Genomic DNA, 17439 nt, shown 5'->3' on the forward strand with positions numbered 1-17439 from the left:
ACAATAGGCCTTCTATTGCGATTAAATACAGGCATTTCCCATGAAGCTTCACCAGTCCAGCAACCAGCAGTACCAGACCGTGTCCGGCTATTTTCCCGGCGGCGTCGAGATTAATGGCCAGCCCTTCGATTACAGCCTGCTGGTGCTGCCGGAGAGCGCGCCCCGCCCCTGGCCGGTGAGCCGCTTCGAAGATCTTTCCCTGGAGCATTTCGAGCAACTGGCGGCCGAACAGCCGGACGTGGTCATTCTCGGCACCGGCGAGCGCCAGCGCTTCGTCCACCCGCGCCTGACCACGCCGCTGACCGCGAAGCAGGTGGGCGTGGAATGCATGGATACCAATGCCGCCTGCCGCACCTACAATATTCTCATGGGCGAGGGACGCAAGGCGCTGCTGGCGCTGATCATCGAGAAACCGTAAAACGAGTGTCAGGCACCATGTGCCTGACACTCGGGTTTGCCCTGGGGTTGAAAAAGGAAACATTGCCCCGATATAAATGCCCGCCCCCACACGCTCAGGAGAAAAACAGTGGCAACAAGCCCCGCCCCCCTCGCCGACTTCAGCGCCGCGATGACCAGCGGCCAGACCTTCCAGCTGTCCGGCCGGCCGGCCAAAGCGACGGTGCTGTTCTTTTACCCGAAGGACAACACCCCCGGCTGCACGACCGAGAACATGGCCTTCCGCGACCTGCACGAGCAGTTCCAGGCGGCCGGCGCCGAAATCTACGGCATCAGCCGCGATTCGCTGCGCTCGCACGAAAACTTCAAGTCCAAGCTGGGCCTGCCCTTCGAACTGATTTCCGATCCGGACGAAGCGATGTGCCTGGCCTTCGGTGTCATGAAGATGAAAAAAATGTACGGTAAAGATGTACGTGGAATCGAGCGCAGCACGTTTGTCATTGACGCTCAAGGGCGATTGGTGAAAGAATGGAGAGGCGTGAAGGTTCCCGGTCACGTAGACGAAGTACTGGAATTCGTGGCAAGCCAGGGCTAATGGCAAGGCCCTTCTTGCCCGCGGATGTTCCGCTCAACCGCAAAGCAGAGCATATAGCCAGATTTTGAGTTCAGCTTCTTCAACCCACTTTCCCCGGTGCCAACCGGGCTGTAACACTGGCCGCAGCAGCGGCCTTAGGCAGCCTTTCATTTTCCGAATTTCCCCCGCATCCATCCCATGCCCAAACCGTTGCGGCGGCTTTGGCGTGGGCGGAACTTTTTTAGATTGAGATCCTGATGCCACTGCCAAAACTGCCTAGCAAGCCAGCCACACTCCTGCTGGCCAAAGACTATCCGAAGGCGAGCGGATCGAACCCCGTTCCCTTCCCTGTCGAAGAAGAAGCAGCGCCCGCGCCGAAGAAAGCGGCAACCAAGGCACCTGCTAAGACTGCGGCGAAGAAGACCGCAGCTGCAAAGAAAACTCCGACCCTCAAGGTCGCCAAGCTGCCGGACGATGTGCCGGCCCCGCCACGCACCAAGGCCGCGCCGGCTGCACGCGCCAAGGTGACGCCAATCAAGGCCGATGCCCCGCATCCGGCCAAGCACAAGGCGCACGAGGTGGTGCTGAAGTCCGCCACCAGCCGCCACGCCGACCAGGTGGGCACTACCAAGCTGTTCGTGCTTGACACCAACGTGCTGATGCACGATCCCTCCTCGCTGTTCCGCTTCGAGGAGCACGATGTCTTCCTGCCGATGATGACGCTGGAAGAACTGGACAATCACAAGAAGGGCATGTCCGAAGTCGCCCGTAATGCGCGCCAGGTATCGCGTACGCTGGATGCCCTGGTCAGCAACACCGACGACGACGACATGGAAACCGGCATCCCGCTGAACAAGCTGGGCAACAAGGATGCCAAGGGCCACCTGTATTTCCAGACCAAGGTGCAGGTAGCCGACCTGCCGGAAGGCCTGCCGCAAGGTAAGGCCGACAACCAGATCCTCGCGGTGGTGCGTTCGCTGGAAGCCGAACAACCGGGCCGCGCGGTGGTGCTGGTGTCGAAAGACATCAATATGCGCATCAAGGCGCGCGCCCTGGGCCTGCCGGCGGAAGACTACTTCAACGACCACGTACTCGAAGACACCGACCTGCTGTACTCGGGCATCGTCCAGCTGCCGGACGATTTCTGGAACAAGCATGGCAAGGACATGGAGTCGTGGCAGGAGAACCGCAACGGCCAGAGCGCCACGTTCTACCGCGTGACCCGCCCGTTCATCCCGTCGCTGCTGGTCAACCAGTTCGTGTTCCTGGAACCGCAGAACGGCGAGGCCTCGTTCTATGGCCAGGTCAAGCAGATCAACGGCAAGACCGCCGTGATCCAGACGTTGCGCGACTATTCGCACAACAAGAACAGCGTATGGGGTGTGACTGCCCGCAACCGCGAGCAGAACTTCGCGCTGAACCTGTTGATGAACCCGGAATGCGACTTCATCACCCTGCTGGGCCAGGCCGGTACCGGCAAGACCCTGCTGGCCCTGGCCGCCGGCCTGGCGCAGGTGCTGGAGACCAAGCTGTATAACGAGATCATCGTCACCCGCGTCACCGTGCCGGTGGGCGAGGATATCGGCTTCCTGCCGGGTACCGAGGAAGAGAAGATGGGCCCGTGGATGGGCGCTTTCGACGACAACCTCGAAGTGCTGAACAAGTCCGACGGTGAAGGCGGCGAGTGGGGCCGAGCGGCGACGCAGGACCTGATCCGCTCGCGCATCAAGATCAAGTCCCTGAACTTCATGCGCGGCCGCACCTTCGTCAACAAGTTCCTCATCATCGACGAGGCGCAGAACCTGACGCCGAAGCAGATGAAGACCCTGGTGACGCGCGCCGGTCCCGGCACCAAGATCCTCTGCCTGGGTAATATTGCGCAGATCGATACGCCTTACCTGACCGAGGGTTCGAGCGGCCTGACCTACGTAGTGGACCGCTTCAAGGGCTGGTCGCACAGCGGCCACGTCACCCTGGCCCGCGGCGAACGCTCCCGCCTCGCCGACCACGCGAGCGACGTGCTCTAAGCCCTTCGCTCCCGTCTCCCCAAAGCCCCGCCCCGTGCGGGGCTTTTATTTTTCACGCATGCCGCAGACTCCACCGAAACCAGAGGCGTAACCCAGGTGGCTGCCACGATGTGGCAGCCACCAGCTCCTGCCGTGGGTTCTGTCTTACAGCGGCCACCACTTTTTCGTCGCCACGCGCGCGTGGCGCGTGACGTTGCCGTTGCGGGTCAGGAGAAGCTCGACCACCCTCCCCTGCGGATCGCGCACGAATTCAGCCAGCGCCTGCGAATCGGTAAAGAAGGCATTTTCCGCGTAAGGATAGACTTCGACCTTGGGAGCGCCGCTGCGCTCGATCACCAGGTGGTCGCCATCGCGCTTCACGGTGCGCGTCATGCCATCGTCGGCGCGATAGATACCGGCGAATTCCTCCAGGGTTGATTTACCCAGCGCGATCTTGCGGTAGTCCGGCAGCGGCTTGCCCATGGCGACGGCTTCGATGCGCCGCGCCAGCGGTTCAATCGGCACGTCGCCGCTGGCATTGGTCATCACCGCCACATACAGCCCCTGCTGCGGCAGCCGTGCCACGAAGCTGGTGTAGCCGGAGATGATGCCGCCGTGCGCGTACTCCGGCGTGCCCTGCAGTTTGCCGATGCCCCAGCCAAAGCCGTAATGACCCGGCGGCGCGGCCGTGAACACGCGCTGCCAGCTGGGGGCTTTCAGCAACTGGCCGCTGCTGATGGCCGCATCCCAGCGCGCCAGGTCGTCCGCGCTGGAAACCACCCCGCCCGCCGCATACGCCATCGACATGCTGATCGCCTTCGGCTTGCTGAATTTGCCGCCGTCCGCCTCATAGCCTTTGGCGCGCATGGCCGCGGCGCGCTCGTAGCCTCCGAAAGCCGTATGGGCCATGCCCAGCGGGATGAAGATGCGCTCCTCGACGAACTTGCCGTAAGGCTGGCCGCTGGCCTTCTCGATGATGGCGCCCAGCAGCACATAATTCGAATTGCTGTAGTCGAAGCGCGAGCCGGGCGCAAAGTCCGGCGCCTTGCCGCGGATGCGGCCCAGCAGGTCGGGCAGCGCGATCTCGCCGGCGGTATCGAGCAGCCAGAAGCGCCATTGCTGGGTGTAGTCCGGCACGCCGGAGGTATGCGTCAGCAGCTGCTCGATCGTGACATCGCGCAGCTGGACAAAATCGGGCAGATGCTTCGTTACCGGATCATTGAGGGACAGCTTGCCCTCGTCCACCAGCAGCATGACCGCGGCGGCAGTAAACTGCTTGGTGACCGAGCCTATAGGCATCTGCACGGCCGGGTCCATCGGCTGCCGCTTGTCGATATCGGCCCAGCCATAGGCCTTGCGGAAGACCGTTTCGCCATTGCGCGCCACCAGCACCACGGCGCCGGGCAAGCGGTCCTTGCCGACGCGGGCAACCACGTCATCGATCTGTTTCGCGACGGCCGGGTCGAGCGGCGCAGCCTGCGCAGCGCCGCATGCCGCTGCCAGTACCGAAACGACAAGCTTGACCTTCCCATGGTAGCAAGGCTTAAGATGAATCATCATTGTGAAAGGAGTCTCTGATGTACGAACTGCAAGTTGAAAATATGAGCTGCGGCCATTGCGTCGCGACCGTCACCAGGGCCGTGAAGGCCGTCGATGCGGGCGCCACGGTCGATATCGATCTGGCCGGCAAGAAGGTCAGGGTGGACAGCGGCGCCGCACTGGACGCCGTCAAATCGGCCATCGTGGAAGCAGGCTACCCGGTCACCAGCGCGCATTAAGCTCACTTCTCGAGCTCCGGATAGTGGCGGAAAATGCCGTCCTCGTTGAAGGCAATCCGCCGATTCGATTTCAGGTAGGCCGCGATATTCGGGCGCGCGGCCACCATCGCATGCAGCGCGACCAGTCCGGGCCATTCCAGCTCCAGCTTCGCCATCGTTTTCGGGAAGGCGTAGCGCAGGCCTGAAATCAGCTGGAACATCGACAGGTCCACATAGCTGATGCGCGAGCCGGCCATGTATTTGCCGCGCCCCGGATTGTTCTGCAGGACCTGCTCGAAGTAGCCCAGGTATTTGGGAATGCGCTCGGCGCAGAAGTCCTTCGCGCGCGCTTTCGCTTCCTTTTTCTGGTCTTCGTAGTAGTGGTTGGTGGAAATCGGGTGGTGCGTATCGTGCGCCTCGTTGACGATGTCCGCGATCGTCAGCTGCAGCTCATTGCACCACAGGCGCCCTGCTTCCGCGCGCGGCGCCAGGCCGTGGCGGGCGCCGATGAATATCAGGATATTCGCCGTCTGGCCGATCAGCAGCTCGCCGGCGCGCAGCACGGGCGGCGCGAACGAAGGATGATCCTCCTGCGAGGGGTCGATAGAGCACATCAGCGCCGGCATGCCTTTCTTCTGGCGCGCCACGTCCACATACGGCACGCCGGCCTCCTCCAGCGCCAAGCGCACGAATTCGCCGCGTCCCTGTATGGTGGGCCAGTAATACAGTTCGTAGGGCTTCATTGGATATCCTCCCGCCGCACATGATAATGGAAACAGCGGGCCGCAAGCGCCCCGTGGCGGTCGCGTGTACAATTATTGCACCTCATCACGCCCCCCTTCACCATGCCCGACGTCCCGCCGCTCGAACTTCACACCATTTTGCTGGTTGCAGCGGCCGGCCTGTTCGCAGGCGTTCAGAATGCCCTGGCGGGCGGCGGTTCGTTCATTACCTTCCCCACCTTGCTGCTGGCCGGCCTGAATCCCGTCTCGGCCAATATGACGTCGACCATCGCACTCTTTCCCAGCCAGACCACATCCGCCGTTGCGGGGCGCAAGCTGGTTCAGGATGTGGGGCCGCTGACGTTCAAGCGGATGTTCATCATCAGCATTATCGGCGGCATCGTCGGCGCGATCCTGCTGTATCTCACGCCGCCGACCTTCTTCGCGAAGCTGGTGCCGTGGCTGGTGCTGTTCGCGACCTCCATGTTCGCCTGGGGCGCCTTCCGCAAGCAGCCCATCCACGCCACGGCCGGCATGCCGGCCTGGGTGCTGATGTTGATCCAGAGCTGCATCGCCATCTACGGCGGCTATTTCGGCGGCGGCATCGGCTTCCTGATGCTGGCCACGCTGACCATCGCCGGCCAGCAGATCCGCGCCGCCACGGCGACCAAGAATATGCTGGCGATGGCGATGAATGCGTCCGCTACGCTGATCTTCGCCTTTTCCGGCATGATCAGCTGGCCAGCCGCCCTAGCGCTTTGTGTTGGCGGTATTGCGGGCGGGCTGATTGGCTCGTGGCTGATCTACCGCCTTCCGCCCCAGTTCATGCGCATCTTCGTGGTGTGCGTGGGCACAGTGCTCACCATCTACATGTTCATGCGCTGAAGTCCCCAGGGTTTGCAGGATCGGGCAGTCGGGGCGGTCGTCGCCGTGGCAGCTTTCGGCCAGCGTGCTCAGGGTGTCGCGCATTTCCGTCAGTTCGAGAATCCGCTGGTTCAGTTCATCCACATGGTTTAGCGCAATAGCTTTCACATCCGCGCTGGCACGCCCGCTGTTCTGCCACAACGACAGCAGGTCGCGGATCTGCTCCAGCGAGAAGCCCAGGTTGCGGGCGCGCTTGATGAAGCGCAGCGTATGCAGGTCCTTTTCGTTGTAGATGCGGTAGCCGGCTTCAGTACGCGCCGTTTCGGGCATCAGGCTGATGCTCTCGTAGTAGCGGATCATCTTGGCGCTGACGCCGGATGCGGTGGCGGCTTGTCCGATATTCATGGTCATTCCTTTGCTGGTTTCCAGCGGCGCAGCAGCAGTGCGTTGCTGATCACGCTGACGGAGCTGAGCGCCATCGCGGCGCCGGCGAATACGGGATTCAGCAGGCCGAAGGCTGCCAGCGGAATGCCCGCCAGGTTGTAGATGAAGGCCCAGAACAGGTTCTGGCGGATCTTGCTGAAGGTTTTCTGCGAGATGTCGATGGCGTCAGCGACCAGTTGCGGGTCGCCGCGCATCAGGGTGATGCCGGCGGCGTGCATGGCCACGTCGGTGCCGGTGGACATGGCAATGCCCACGTTTGCCGCGGCCAGCGCAGGGGCGTCGTTGATACCGTCGCCGACCATTGCCACGTTCTTCCCTTCCGCGCGCAGCCTGGCAATGGCATTCGTTTTCCCGTCCGGCAGCAGGTTGGCTTCCACGCGGCGGATGCCCAGCTGCCTGGCGATGGCGTCCGCGCTGCCCTGGTTGTCGCCGGTGAGCATGACGGTGTCGATGCCGCGTGCGTGCAGGCGCACGATGGCTGCTTGCGCGGTAGGCTTGGGCTGGTCGGCGAAGGCCAGCAGGCCAGTGAGCTGCCTCTTGCCGGCGTCCGCCAGCCAGGAAATGGTGTGGCCGGTGGCTTCCAGTTCGCGCGCCTGCTGCGCCAGCGGCGCTGTATCGACGCCGCGTTCCTGCATCAGCCGCGAGCTGCCCAGAATCAGCTCGCCGCCCTCGACGATGCCAGTCATTCCCCTCCCCGGCAACGCGCTGACGGCCGATGCCGACAAGGGTGCTTCCGCCGGACCCGATGCGGCGGCGTCGAGGACGGCGCGGGCGAGCGTGTGTTCGCTGTTGTGCTGAAGCGCGGCGGCGAGCGACAGCAGGCGCTCCCTAGTGACGCCGTGCGGCAGCAGCGTGGCGAGCACGGGCTTGCCCCGGGTGAGCGTGCCGGTCTTGTCGAAGACCACGGTGTCGACCTGGCGCGCCAGTTCGAGGGCTTCCGCGTCCTTGATCAGGATGCCGTGGCGGGCGGCGACGCCGGTGCCGGCCATGATCGCAGTCGGTGTTGCCAGTCCCAGTGCGCAGGGACAGGCAATCACCAGCACGGCCACGGCGTTGATCGTGGCCTGCTCGAAATCGCCGCCGGCGAACCACCAGCCTGCCAGTGTGATCGCAGCCAGCACCAGCACCACCGGCACGAAGATTTCGGCGACGCGGTCGACCAGGCGCTGCACAGGCGCTTTCGCAGCCTGCGCGTCCTCCACTAGCCGGATGATGCGCGACAGCGTCGTTTCGGCGCCGATCGCCGTGGTACGCACCAGCAGCAGTCCTTCGCCGTTGATGGATCCGCCAGTGACATGGCTGCCCGGATGGCGCGCCACCGGGAGGCTTTCACCCGTGATCAGCGATTCATCCACGTGGCTGCTGCCGTCCGTGACTTCGCCGTCCACCGCCACGCGCTCGCCGGGGCGTACGACCACCATGTCGCCAAGGCGCACTTCCTTGATCGCCACGTCGCGGTCCGATTCGCCGGGACGGCGCACGCGCGCCGTGGCGGGACGCAGGTCCTGCAGCGCGCGGATGGCCGACGTGGTCTGTTGCTTGGCGCGCGCTTCCAGCCATTTGCCCAGCAAGACCAGGGTGATCACGACCGCCGAGGCTTCGAAATAGAGGTGAGGCATGGCGTTCGCTTGCGCCAGCAACAGGTAGACGCTCAGGCCGTAGGCGGCGCTGGTGCCGAGGGCGACCAGCAGGTCCATGTTCCCGGCCAGGTTCTTCGCGGCCTTCCAGCCGGCGCGGTAGAAGCGCGCGCCAAAGACGAATTGGACGGGCGTGGCCAGCAGCCATTGCAAGCGCGCGTCCAGCATGAAGTGAATCCCCAGCCAGTCGAGCACCATCGGCGCCAGCAGGGGCAATGACAATGCGGCGGACAGGAGGACGGCCACGCCTTCAGGGATGCTCGGGCGGGCGAAGGGGCTGGCGCTCGCCGAGGCCGCGGCCGGAGATGCGGCGACGGCGGACGCCGTGACGGCAGGTGCGGAGGGCACAGCGTCGGGCGCTGCCTCATAGCCCGCCTTCTCGATCGCCAGCTGCAGCCGGTCGAACTCCAGCGGCCCCTCGGATTCAACGCGCGCGGTCTCGGTGGCGAGATTGACGGTCGCGCGTCCCACGCCCGGCACGGCGGACAACGCCTTCTCAACCCGCGCCACGCACGAAGCACAGCTCATGCCGCCGATGCGGACCGTTTGTTGATAATTGCTCATCATGGATACCCTTCAAGCCTATGTTACTGGCTACAGCTTCAAGTATCCCATGATGGGAAGGTCAAGCGTTTTTTACCTCACTATGCAGTCCACGCCGTTGCTCTTCGACGGATCCGCCCCCGGGGATACCGGTCCCGCAGATGGGTTGAACGAAGGCGGCGGTGTGAACTGGATGTTCGGGTTATGCGGCACGATGACTGGCGGCATATTCACGCTCGGCACGTAGCCAAACTGCCCTGCCTGGAAGCCGAGCGAGCCGCCACTATTGGTCACAATGATCGCGCCGTCGGTCACCTGCAGGTGCAAGCCAGGCGCCAATGACGGCGGCGTTGCGAGGCCCGCCCCCGACTGCGATGGGGCCGGCATGGCAGGACCTGGCGAAGCGGGAGCCTTCGCGGACGGTAACTGCCCGGGCAGACCCGTCGTCGCCGTCGGCGGCGGCGGCACATACTGTGCGATAAAGGTGGTGCCGCGGATGCCGATCGTGCCCGTTGGCGTTTTGAGCTCGAACTTTTCCTTGCTGCGCTTGCCCAGCAGGCCCGTCACAGAGCGCAGGCCTCCCTTGACGAGATTGAAGTGGGCACGGTCCTCATCCTGCTTGCCGTTGTCGAAGCTGAAGTTCTCGATCGTCAGCGCGGAATCGGGACGCAGCGTGATCTCGCTGTTGTCGATGAACTTCACCATGGCGTAGGTGTTCTTCTCGGTGACCAGCGTGTCGCCGTTCTCCACCTCGGACTTCAGCACCAGCACCTTGATCGTGCCATTGGCCTTCTTCGCCATCAGCGGACCGCTCAACTGCACCACCGTGCCGGCTACCGGTGCGGCCAGCGCCATCGCGCCCGCGGCCCAAAGGGCCAGCAGGAGCAGGCAGCGCAGGGCAAACTCAGTTGCAGTAAGTTTTCTTGACTGGATCATTTTTGGTGCCTTCCTTGTCCTTGCTTGCGTCGGCCGCGGCCTTCGCCTCGATCTTCTTGTCGTCCGGAGTGCTGGACGTCGAACTGTTGCCGCCCGTGCCGCCGCCCGAGGACGACGACGATGACGACGTGGGCGAGTGCATCTCCGTGTTGTTAATGGTGCGGATCACCTGACTCTGCGCCACCTGCACCGGCTTGACCGGCTCACTCGCCGTCGGCGGCGAGAGTACCTGGCAGAGCGGCTGCGACGGCGCGATCGCGCAGACGTCGGGCGACGACGGGATCGTGACCGGCGGCGTCACTGGCGGCGTGACCACCGGCGGTTCAACCGGCGGCGTAGGCGGCGTAACCACTGGCGGCGTAACCACTGGCGGTTCAACCGGCGGCGTTACCACTGGCGGCGTCACAGGCGGCGGTTCGACCGGCGGGGTGACTGGCGGCGGCGTAACTGGCGGCGGCGTAACTGGCGGCGGCGTGACCGGTGGTGGCGTGACCGGCGGCGGCGTCACCGGTGGCGGCGTCACTGGCGGCGGCGTGACCGGCGGCGGCTCTACCGGCGGCGGCGTGTTCGTGTCCGAGACGCTCGTTACCGTGCCGCCCGTGGCAGTCACGGTCGCTCCGCTCTGGCGGACGATCTGGTCGCCGGCCACGAGCCTGATATTGCCCGTGGTCGTCATCACTTCACCGGTGCTTTCGATGGTCAGGTCATCGCTGGCCGAACCGGTGCTGCCCGCTTCCAGTGTAATCGACCCCGCCGTCGACAAGACCTTGCCGCGCACCGTCAGCGGGCTGTGGGCAGTAATGGTGATGTCACCAGTGCTGGTCCAAACCGTCGGGCTATGATCGGTCGTGGCCTCGATCGTGGTCGCGCCGTAATTGTCGACAGTGATCGCGCCACCGTTACCGCCCGCAATCCTCAGCTTCCTGATGCTCAGCGCATTGGAATAGCCGGCCTTGTTATTAGTGATTACGATCGGCATCGTGCCGGTGGTCGCCCTGCTTTCAGCGCTCAAGGTGCTCACAGCAGTCAACAGCGGCGCGCCAGTCGACCCAATGCTGCCTGCAGCCGAGATGTCCAGATTATTGGCCTTGATCACGCCATCGCTGCGGCTCAGGGAGCCGCCGACGTCCAGGCTGATGTTGGTGGCGCTGGCAATGCCATTCAAGTCATACACCGTCTCACCGTTGTAACCTGTCCCGGTCAGGCGTGCGACGGACAGGTCGCCAGCGCTCTTGAACGTCAGGTCGTTGCTCACGTTGGCCGCCAGCTTGCCAACATTGTTGGCCATGGTGAGCAATACCGGCTGACCGGCCTCAATGCCCAGTTCCTGCACTGTGATCACGCCGGTCTGCGTGATGCCGCCCGTGGTCAACAGGCCAAGACGCGTGGTCGTAGCGCTCAGGCCAGTGGTATCCACCACCCTGATCGCGCCGCTATAGTCTTCCGAGGAACCGATACCGACTGTCTGCGCCTGTACTTTGTTCAACTGTGTCAGCGACAGGCAGCTGCCGGCGGCGCTGCATGCGCCGCCTACCGCGATTTCGTAGCCGGAACTGGATGGTTGCAGCGACGCGATGTCGGCGTTCACCGTGCCCGTGATATCGATCGTGTTGCCGATCAGGTTCACGACCTTGGCTGTCACGTTGGCGCCGATGCTCAGGCCGGCCACGCCGTTCGATTCCAGCTCAAGTACTTGGCCTGGACGATTGATCGCACCGGTAACGGCCAGCGCGCCGGCCGATCCGATCGTCAGCTTGCCGGCCGAAATCGAAGTCAGCGCGGCGTCGCCGAGGAAGCTGTCCGGCGCGCCGGCGCCCGTGGCGGCGTTAGCACCACCCAGGCCGATCGTGCCATTGCTGTAAATGGACACCGTGCCCGCGCCATTGTTCGCATTGATGCCGGTACCGGTTGCTCCGCTCAGCGCGAGGCGGTTGGCGTCAACCTCCACTGCCTTGGCGGATACCAGGCCATTATTGGTCAGTGTGTACCAGGCTTTCAGATACACCGAATCCTTACCAGTCACATTGGCGCCAATGGTCAGTCCATCGCTGCCGTGTGCCAGCAATTCAAGATTCTGCGCCGGGCTGCTCATGGCGCCCGTCACGGCCATCGCATCGTTCGATTCGATCTTCAGCTTCGCCGCCGAAATCGACGCTAGCGCTGCGTCCCCGATGAAGCTGTTCGGCGCGCCTGCGCCGGTAACGGCGTTCGCGCCGCCCAGGCCGATGCTGCCGCTGCTGTAGATCGATACCGTGCCCGCGCCATTGTCCGCATTGATGCCGGCACCCGTGGCGCCGCTCAGCGCAAAGCGGTAGGCTTTCATGTCCACCGATTTGGCAGTGATCATGCCGGCATTGGTCAGCGTATTGGCGTCGATTTCCACTGCTTGGGCGGATACCGGGCCGTTAATTGTCACCGTGCCAGAGGTTTCCAGGTTCAGGATCGCGCTGCCTAGTGCGATCGAACGAGACAGGTCGATGCTGCTGCCATTGACCCTCAGGCGGCCGGTCAGCAGTTCGTTGGTCAGCGCCAGGTTGTCGAGGAAGATGGCGCCGCCGTAGTTGCCATAGCCATTGCCGTAGCTGCCATTGCCATCGACGAAAATGGTGTAGGCGCTGATCTTGCGCAGTTCGGCATTACTCAACGCCAGGCCACTCGGGCTTGCCTGTGGGTCGCCAAGCGTGATCGTGCCGCCGGAATACGTGCCGAGAGTCACCTGGCCGGCGACGTTCGTGCCGGTGTAGGTGTTAGCCTTGATATCGCCCCCAAGGTTCATCGAGTCGCCGCGCAGGCTAATCCAGTTGCCCTCCATTTTCGAGCCGCTGGCCGTAGTCAGCGATCCGCCTTCGGCAGTCACATACACGTTGCCACCCTTGACGCTGGCGTTCGAGGCCAGCGACACGGTGCCGCCGTTCAAATGCAGATACTGGCCGCGGGCATCGACATTCTTCACGGCCAGGTCATCGGCGCGGATACTGATGCTGGCTTCGCTATGAGAATTGGACGTGATCGAGACCGACTCCACCGTCGTGCTGCCGCTGCCTAAGTATTGCAGACTGCCCACATTCTCCGCCGTGAGCGAAGCCACCCGGTTGGACTCGCGAGCATAAAGGCTTACATCGCCTGTCGCGTTGATGGTCAGCTTGGGCGCGCTGATCGGTGCATTCGTGTCCTGGATAAGACCACCGACATTCAGGGTCACATCACCGCTGGTCGAGATGCCGCCGAAATTCATGCCATTAAGGCCTGCCTGAGTGCTGGTGTGGGTCAGGCCCACGCCGTTTGCCGCGCCCAGGGTGATGTCGCCGCTGCTGGACTGGGCTGCAACGCCGCCCACCACATTATTGGCGTTCAGCGTGATCGAAGTGCCTGTAACATACAGCGAGCCGGCCGTGATCTCGCCAGTCTGCGTGATCGCGCCCGTGCCTTGCAGCGCGAGGTCGCCGGCAGCCGTTACCTTGCCGTTGAGGGCAATACTGCTTCCGCCCAGCGCGAACAGGCCGGTGCCGGTGGCGCCGTTGTTCAGATTCAGGTCGCCGTCTACGGTCACGGAGCCCGTATGCACGGTGCCGGTGCCGACGGTCAGTCGCTGCGTGGTGACTCGGCCCAGTTCTGCGCCGGTCAGCTCCAGTGTACCGGTGGCGCCGGTCTTGCTCGCGCCGATGCGGATCGCGGAGGCGCTGGTGTAAGGATCGATGCTGACGCTGGCATCGCTGGCGGCGCCGGTACTAATTGAAGCGCCGCTGTTGATGCTGACATGGTCGCCCTGGATGGCCACATGGTCGGCCGCCAGCGCCGCTCCGCTGTTCAGGTTCACCGCTCCCGTGGGGTCATACGCCACCGCGCTGATCGCGCCACCGGTGCGCGACAAGGTCACGCCGGCCGACACATCGAGATTGCCGCGGCTGGCCAGCGCCAGCGCATCGACGTTGGCCAGTGTGACGGCGCCGGCCACTTCAAGGCCGCCCGCGTTCATATTGCCGATGTCCAGATTGCGCGCGGTGATGCCGGCCAGTTCGGTCGGCGTGAATTCCAGGCCGGTTCCGGTCTTGGTGGTGCGCACGCCGATGGAGGTGCCGGCTGTCAGCGGCGCGAGCCAGACGTCCGCGCCGCCGGTGATGCCGCCCGTAAGGTCCATCTGGTCGGCCGTCAGCTGCACCAGCGGCACGTTTGTGGACGTGCTGGACGCGATGCTGCCAGTGGAGCCGATCATGATCTTGCCGCCGGATTTGTTCGAGGCGACAGTCACATTGCCGGCGCCGGCGTTCAGCGCGGCGTTCAGGTTGACGTTGGCGCCGCTCAGCGACACGGCCCCGCCGCCGCTGGTCAGCGCAGCGCCGACGGTCAGCACGCCACTGCCGGTGGCCGGTGCTCCGGCGTCGTTCGCGGAAAGGACGATGCGGCCGGCATTGGTCGTGATGGGGGCGTTGATGTTCAGGTGATTGCCAGCCAGCGCAGTTACGCTTGCGCCCTGGGTGCCCAGATTCAGCGCATCGGAAATGGTGAGGTCATTGCGCGCCTGCAGCACAATGTCAGCATTGAGGTTCAGCGCGGAGACTGCAATCTGGGTCAGGCCACTGGTAGCGCCATTAAGGAAGGCCAGAACGTCATTCACTACACCGCCGCCGGTGGCGTTCACTTCGATATCCCACGGATCGAGCAGCCAGGTGCCATGCTTGCCATGCGCAGCACCGGCATCAACGTACAGGCCGGCCACATCCAGCGTGTGCGCCGAGGTTTCGGTGAAGCCGCCGTTGCCGCCGGCCGCGCCGCCGCGCGCGGTGATCGTGCCGTGCACGCTGGCCGCGTCATCGCCCCAGACCACGACCTTGCCGCCGTCGCCATTGTCGACGGCGTCCACGGAAATCACGGCATCCTTGCCGACATAGGTCTGCTTCGCATTCGGCACGGACGGGTTGGCGCCCTGGTAGTCGCCGCCCACCAGCACCGAGCCGCCGCCCTGGGCGCCGCTGGCGTCCACGCGGGCGTCGCCGGTCAGGGCAACCTGCTTGCCGAGGATCTGGATATCGCCGCCCTTGCCGGCGCCGCGCGCGCTGGTCACGCTGCCCGCTTCGAGCGAGGTGCGGCCGCTGGCCTTGAGCACGATCGTGCCGTTCTCGCCCATCACGGCGCTGTCGGCGTTCACGCTGCCGCGCTGGTTCACCAGTGCGCCGAAGATGCCGATGCGGCCGCCCTGCGCCACGACCTGGCCCAGGTTCAGCGCCTGGTCGGACGGTGCGGACACCACCACCTGCACGGAGGGATTGGCCGAATCGACCAGCTGCACGCTCTGGCCCGCGGCCAGGATGATCTCGCCCTTGGGCGAGGTGATGATGCCGCTGTTCTCGACATTCGGCGCGATCAGGAATACCTGTCCGCCTTGCGGCGTGGTGATGCGGCCCTGGTTTTCCACCTTGCCGGCCGCGCCGTCCGCCTTGAAGTTGTGCTTCCCGGCCAGGAAGTCGGCGTTGGACAGGGACAGGCTGGAGGCCACCAGCCCGTTCACGTCAATCCGCGCATCCTTGCCGAACAGGACGCCGTTCGGGTTGATCAGGAACACCTGGCCATTCGACTGCAGCGAGCCGAGGATCTTCGTCGGGTCCTGGCCTGTGATGCGATTCAGGACCTTGCTGTCCGCATTCTGCTGGATGAAGCGCGTGATCTCATTCGGCGCGATCGAGAAGCTTTGCCAGTTGATGATGGTATTGGGCGTGTTCGTAATCGAGAACACATTCCCCTGCTGGCTGAAGGCCGCCTGGCCCGCGACCACCTGTGGCGCCACCGGGTTCGCATGGGCGCTGCCGAAGCAGGCCGCGATAGTCGCCACGAGCAGTTTGCGCTGCAGATTGAATTGTTGGTGTTGTTTCATGGTGTTGCCTCAATAGGAAAGGCCGAGGCGCACGTGCAGGCGGTCTGTCGCCATTACGCCCCGTAACGCCGGCCCTGGTCACATGGCCGTAGTCCAGTTGCAGGTTCACATAGGTGGACAGCAGCACGCGCAGACCCAGGCCCGCGCTGCCGATGGTGGTGCTTTCCAGTTCGCCCGGCAGCGCGTGGCGGCGCTTGACCCAGGCCGTGTCGTAGAAGGCCAGCGCGCGGCACTGCCAGTTATCGCCGCACAGGTTCGGCGTGTAGACCTCGAGGTTGGCGCCGGCGCCCACGTCATTGGACACTTCGCGTTCAATGAAGCCGCGCACCGAGGACGAACCGCCGATGCCGAATTGCTCACCCGGCACCAGCGCATCGCTGGTCAGCTGGCCGTTCAGCAGCGCGCGCAGCTGCCAGTCGGCCGGCAGCACGCGGGTGTAGCTGGCGCCGAGGCGCAGGATGCTGTAATCGTCCTTGGCGCCGACGCGGGCGCGCGTGAAGTCTTCCTGCTTGCCGCGCGAGCCGCCCGGAATATTGCGCAGCAGCGTGGCCGAGAAAGCCGCTTCAGCCTGCGGCAGCGTCCAGTTGCCGGCATAGGACACGCTGAGCGGGTGCACGCTCACATCGTTGCCCAGCTCCTGGCCCAGCAGCAGCACGCTGTTCTTGAAGGCCTTGTAATCGACGCCGAACTGCAGCTTCGATTCGTAGTTCCCGACCTTGGCCAGGTTGTGCGTATAGCGCGCGCCATATACGGCGCCCTTGCCGCTCACTGCCAGGTTGAACACGCCGGCGGTCACGGTGCCGGAATCGATGTTCGAATAGCTGGCGTAAAAGTCCAGCGCATCGCCCAGTGCGTACAGGGGAATGTGGTAGCCGGCGCCATACACCTTGACGCGGCTCGGCTCCTCGGCCGAGGTGGTGTACTGCAGGCTGGCCACGTGATCGCGGCCAAACAGGTTGGCATGCTGCAGGATCACGCCCAGGTGCGTGCGGCCGGTCTGCTCGGTGCCGGTATTGTCCGCATTGAGCATGGCCTTCCAAGGGCTCTCGTCGCTCACGTCCAGCCTGGCGTCCACTTCGCCGTCCTGCTCGCCGCTTTGCAGCTTCATCGTCACTTTTTTGGACGGGTTTTCATTCGCCAGCTTGAGGTCGTTCGATACGCGGGTCAGGTTGGGCGACTTGCCCTCTTCCAGATGCGGCAGGCTGCGGCGAATGTTGGCTTCATCAAAATACCGGTTGTTTTGGACCGTCACGCGACCGATCTTGGTCTGCACCACATTCAGGCGCACCACGCCGCGGTCGAGTTCCTGTTCGGGCAATTCCACCGTCACCACGCCGTACCCTGCCGTGCGGTAAGCCTCTTCCAGCGCTTCCAGGGCGCGCTGGACATCGCCGAAATCGCGGTTTTTACCGGCAAATGGGCTAACGATGCGCTCGACTTCGGCCAGAGGCAGCAGGGTATTGCCCTGCACATCGAAGCGGCTGATTTCGAAACGGATCACGTCCTGTCCCAAAGCAGCGGACGCAAACGTAGACGCGGCAAGCAAAACGGCCAGGCGGTATTTCATAAATGGAGTGTTTTTATTGGGATGAGGAAACAGCAGGGAGAATTATCCGTTATTTATCTGAGGAAATAACTAATTAACCAATGCAAGTCGCGCATTTTAAGCCGAAATGACACACTTTGTGAGC

General features: G+C 63.9%; 11 protein-coding genes and 1 pseudogene. 5 read left to right on the forward strand and 7 right to left on the reverse strand.

The genetic code is table 11. The annotated features are described in order from the left end of the window. The first annotated feature begins 40 nt into the window (after nt 1-40). The 3 genes from ACHMW6_RS26120 (at nt 41) to ACHMW6_RS26130 (ending at nt 2997) form a co-directional block, all read left to right on the forward strand. Nucleotides 41-418, forward strand: coding sequence for an Mth938-like domain-containing protein (locus ACHMW6_RS26120; protein WP_395401224.1), 378 nt, complete (start codon nt 41-43; stop codon nt 416-418). Nucleotides 419-526: 108 nt separating this feature from the next. Next, nucleotides 527-991, forward strand: a complete 465-nt coding sequence (locus ACHMW6_RS26125) for a peroxiredoxin (protein ID WP_395401226.1) — start codon at nt 527-529, stop codon at nt 989-991. A 236-nt stretch (nt 992-1227) separates the two neighbouring features. Next, nucleotides 1228-2997 carry a PhoH family protein gene (locus tag ACHMW6_RS26130; protein WP_395401228.1) on the forward strand — a complete coding sequence of 590 codons (1770 nt, stop codon included), beginning with the start codon at nt 1228-1230 and terminating at the stop codon, nt 2995-2997. 144 nt (nt 2998-3141) lie between these two features. Here the strand turns inward: ACHMW6_RS26130 and ACHMW6_RS26135 are convergent, their stop codons facing one another. After that, entirely contained in the window at nt 3142-4536 is a 1395-nt protein-coding gene (locus ACHMW6_RS26135) for a serine hydrolase (protein ID WP_395401230.1), read from the reverse strand. 17 nt (nt 4537-4553) lie between these two features. Here ACHMW6_RS26135 and ACHMW6_RS26140 point away from each other — a divergent pair, with 17 nt between their 5' ends. Continuing rightward, nucleotides 4554-4754: a heavy-metal-associated domain-containing protein gene (locus ACHMW6_RS26140; protein ID WP_395401232.1), complete on the forward strand. Its 201-nt coding sequence runs from the start codon at nt 4554-4556 to the stop codon at nt 4752-4754. 2 nt (nt 4755-4756) lie between these two features. On the opposite strand, the gene ACHMW6_RS26145 is transcribed toward ACHMW6_RS26140, so the two are convergent. Beyond that, a complete protein-coding gene (locus ACHMW6_RS26145) occupies nt 4757-5476 on the reverse strand; it encodes a glutathione S-transferase (RefSeq protein WP_395401233.1) in 720 nt (239 codons plus the stop codon). A 102-nt stretch (nt 5477-5578) separates the two neighbouring features. Between ACHMW6_RS26145 and ACHMW6_RS26150 the strand changes: the two genes are divergently transcribed. After that, nucleotides 5579-6340, forward strand: a complete 762-nt coding sequence (locus tag ACHMW6_RS26150) for a sulfite exporter TauE/SafE family protein (protein WP_395401235.1) — start codon at nt 5579-5581, stop codon at nt 6338-6340. On the opposite strand, the pseudogene cueR reads toward ACHMW6_RS26150, so the two are convergent. From cueR to ACHMW6_RS26175, 5 genes and pseudogenes are all read right to left on the reverse strand, one after another. Then, nucleotides 6302-6724: pseudogene (gene cueR, locus ACHMW6_RS26155) on the reverse strand (Cu(I)-responsive transcriptional regulator); the annotation flags it as partial. The gene ACHMW6_RS26150 and the pseudogene cueR sit on opposite strands and share 39 nt — an antisense overlap. Nucleotides 6725-6726: 2 nt before the next feature. Further along, a complete protein-coding gene (locus tag ACHMW6_RS26160; protein ID WP_395401237.1) occupies nt 6727-8967 on the reverse strand; it encodes a heavy metal translocating P-type ATPase in 2241 nt (746 codons plus the stop codon). A 69-nt stretch (nt 8968-9036) separates the two neighbouring features. After that, nucleotides 9037-9879, reverse strand: coding sequence for a FecR domain-containing protein (locus ACHMW6_RS26165; protein WP_395401239.1), 843 nt, complete (start codon nt 9877-9879; stop codon nt 9037-9039). Then, complete coding sequence (locus tag ACHMW6_RS26170; protein ID WP_395408716.1) at nt 9848-15661, reverse strand: beta strand repeat-containing protein; 5814 nt, start codon at nt 15659-15661, stop codon at nt 9848-9850. The genes ACHMW6_RS26165 and ACHMW6_RS26170 overlap by 32 nt, the downstream gene beginning before the upstream one ends. Continuing rightward, the gene (locus ACHMW6_RS26175; RefSeq protein ID WP_395401241.1) at nt 15543-17315 is read right to left on the reverse strand and encodes a ShlB/FhaC/HecB family hemolysin secretion/activation protein; all 1773 of its coding nucleotides are present in this window, start codon (nt 17313-17315) and stop codon (nt 15543-15545) included. The genes ACHMW6_RS26170 and ACHMW6_RS26175 overlap by 119 nt, the downstream gene beginning before the upstream one ends. Between the last annotated feature and the right edge of the window lie 124 nt (nt 17316-17439).

Source organism: Pseudoduganella sp. UC29_106 (assembly GCF_044055365.1).
In the GTDB taxonomy this organism is placed as follows: domain Bacteria; phylum Pseudomonadota; class Gammaproteobacteria; order Burkholderiales; family Burkholderiaceae_D; genus Rugamonas.